This is a genomic window from Sulfuricurvum sp. PD_MW2, from assembly GCF_002633015.1.
Taxonomy (GTDB): Bacteria; Campylobacterota; Campylobacteria; order Campylobacterales; family Sulfurimonadaceae; genus Sulfuricurvum.
In genome coordinates, this window is sequence record NZ_NSIU01000054.1 from 1 (window position 1) to 2,685 (window position 2,685).

Annotated in this window: 2 protein-coding genes and 2 pseudogenes; all 4 read left to right on the forward strand. The window is 36.5% G+C overall.

Annotated elements, in window-relative coordinates; genetic code table 11:
* Nucleotides 1-941, forward strand: a pseudogene (locus tag CJD30_RS11460) (polysaccharide biosynthesis protein); the annotation flags it as partial.
* The gene (locus CJD30_RS11465; RefSeq protein ID WP_294919264.1) at nucleotides 925-1,692 is read left to right on the forward strand and encodes an aldolase/citrate lyase family protein; all 768 of its coding nucleotides are present in this window, start codon (nucleotides 925-927) and stop codon (nucleotides 1,690-1,692) included. The pseudogene CJD30_RS11460 and the gene CJD30_RS11465, both read left to right, overlap by 17 nt.
* Nucleotides 1,689-2,456, forward strand: coding sequence for a 3-deoxy-manno-octulosonate cytidylyltransferase (kdsB, locus tag CJD30_RS11470; protein WP_294919266.1), 768 nt, complete (start codon nucleotides 1,689-1,691; stop codon nucleotides 2,454-2,456). The genes CJD30_RS11465 and kdsB overlap by 4 nt, the downstream gene beginning before the upstream one ends.
* A pseudogene (locus tag CJD30_RS11475) lies at nucleotides 2,440-2,685 on the forward strand (acyltransferase); the annotation flags it as partial. The gene kdsB and the pseudogene CJD30_RS11475, both read left to right, overlap by 17 nt.

Below are 2,685 nucleotides of genomic sequence, written 5' to 3' on the forward strand. Positions count from 1 at the left end.
CTTTTTTGGTGATCATCTCATGGTTATTTATCCGAAAAGATATTTTTAAAAATATTTTCAGCTCAAATTTTTCAATAGTAAATTTATCAAAAGAGTTCATTAGCTATTGTCATCCCCTCGTCGTTTATAGTATCGTTGGGGTTTTTGCAGGACTTTTTGATATTTGGCTACTTCAAAAAATTGCCGGTAGTGAACAAATAGGGTTTTACGGTTTGGCTTTTAGTCTGGCCTCAATGTGTTTTCTGTTTACAAGTGCGATGACCCCTATCATTATGCGAGAATTCAGCAAGTCGTATGAGCAAAAAGATTTAGAAACTATGCGAAAGCTTTTTTATAGATATATTCCTATGCTTTACAGTATTGCTGCTTATTTTGCAGTGTTTATTTCAGTGCAAAGTGAAAATGTGCTGACGATATTTACTGACGAGAAGTTTAAAGATGCCTATTTGGTACTGGTCATTATGGCTTTTTACCCCATTCATCAAACCTATGGACAACTAAGCGGTAGCATTTTTTACGCAGCCGGACAAACAAAACTTATGCGTAACATTGCATTGTTAATGCAACCTTTTGGAATGGTTCTTACCGTCATATTCGTCTATTTTATGGGTTATGGGGCAACGGGATTAGCGTATAAAATGCTTATCGGGCAGATCATTACCGTCAATATACAGCTTTATTTCAATACAAGATTTTTAGGACTAGATATCAAATATTTTTTATGGCATCAAATCTATTCTTTGCTCTTTTTCACCCTTTTAGCCTTTATTTCAAGCACTATAGTAACATCGCTCACTCCTCTACTGAATTTTTTACTTTCAGGGTTTCTATACACCGTTTTGGTTACTATATCTACCTACATATTTCCACAAATATTTGCAAGCACTAGAGCGGAAATAAAAATTATTTTTCAAAAGGTAGTGAATGTCGCTAAAAAATAAGCTCAAAAGCAATTCGCTTACAATCGGTTCATGGATTACAATCGGTCATCCAGCAATTGTTGATATCATGGCCCGTGCAGGTTTTGAATGGCTTGTTATTGATTTAGAGCATACATCTATTGATCTGTCTCAAGCTCATATTCTAATCTCTACGATCCAAGCTAACGGCATGAAAGCATTGGTACGTGTCAGTAAGAACGAGGAAGTTATTATCAAACGCATACTTGACATGGGTGCAGATGGGATAGTCGTTCCTATGGTTAAATCAAAAACTGATGCGCTAGAGGCCATTGACTATGCTAAATACCCACCAATAGGCAAACGAGGAGTGGGACTTTTTCGAGCACAAAAATACGGATTAGGTTTTGATGACTATAAGGAATGGGTTAACAACGAACTCGTCATTATCGCCCAGATTGAGCACATCGAAGCAGTTCATAATATCGAAGAAATTATTACAACAGAAGGTATTGACGGGATAATCATAGGTCCATACGATCTTTCCGGAAGCATGGGATATCCAGGGGAATACCACAGAGAAGATGTAAAAGAAGCCGTTGCAAAAGTTTTAAAAATTTGCAAAGAAAAAAATGTCCCATCAGGTTTTCATGTGATCGAATCGGACCCTGCAAAACTGCAAGAACGAATTGCACAAGGATGTACATTTTTAGCCTACAGCTTGGATTTTTTCTTTTTAGGTGACTGCGCCAGAAAAGGGATGAATACAATACAAAAGGATTTAGCACAATGAAAATTATTGCAATTATACCCGCACGTATGGGGTCCAACCGTTTTCCAGGCAAACCGATGGCAGACATCTGCGGAATGCCGATGATTGGTCACGTCTATAAACGGGTAAAAATGTCCAAACGACTCGATGAAGTCTATGTTGCGACATGCGATCAGGTCATCTTTGAATATATTGAATCAATCGGCGGAAAAGCAGTTATGACGAGTGATTGCCACGAGCGTTGCAGCGACCGATGTGCCGAAGCAATGCTCAAAATCGAAAATACAACGGGAGTACAATGCGATATCATGGTGATGGTACAAGGTGATGAACCGCTAACATTCCCTGAAATGATTGATGAAGCAGTTGAACCGATGATTGAAGATAGTTCTTTAGTTATTACTAATTTAGTAGCCGATATAGATAACATCGAAGCATTTGAAAATCCAAACGAAGTCAAAGTAGTCATGGATAAAAACGGTTTCGCCCTCTATTTTTCCAGAGAACCAATACCCAGTCGAAAAAAAGGGGTTCTGGAGGTCCCGATGAAAAAACAGGTGTGTGTTATCCCATTTACAAGAAATTTTCTCCTTGAATACAATACCATAGAACCCACACCACTTGAAATTATAGAATCTGTTGATATGTTGCGGATCCTCGAAAACGGGATGAAAGTCAAAATGATTCCGACAAAATATACAACAAAAGCAGTCGATACAGAAGAAGATTTAAATAAAGTTCAAGCCATCATGGAAAAGGATATTTTATTTGAAGCTTATAAATAAAATTGTCAATTTACTTTTTGATTTTTATATAGCAATTCTTGCATCTATACCTACTCAATTAGGTGTAAAAATTAGATATTTTGCTTATAAGCCTTTATTCAAAAAAGTAAAAGGAAAATTTGCAATTGATTCTGGTGTCACAATTTTAGGATTTGAAAATATAGAATTGGGTAAGAATGTCTATTTTGGTAAAAATAGCTATATATATGCTAATAATAACGGCGAATTA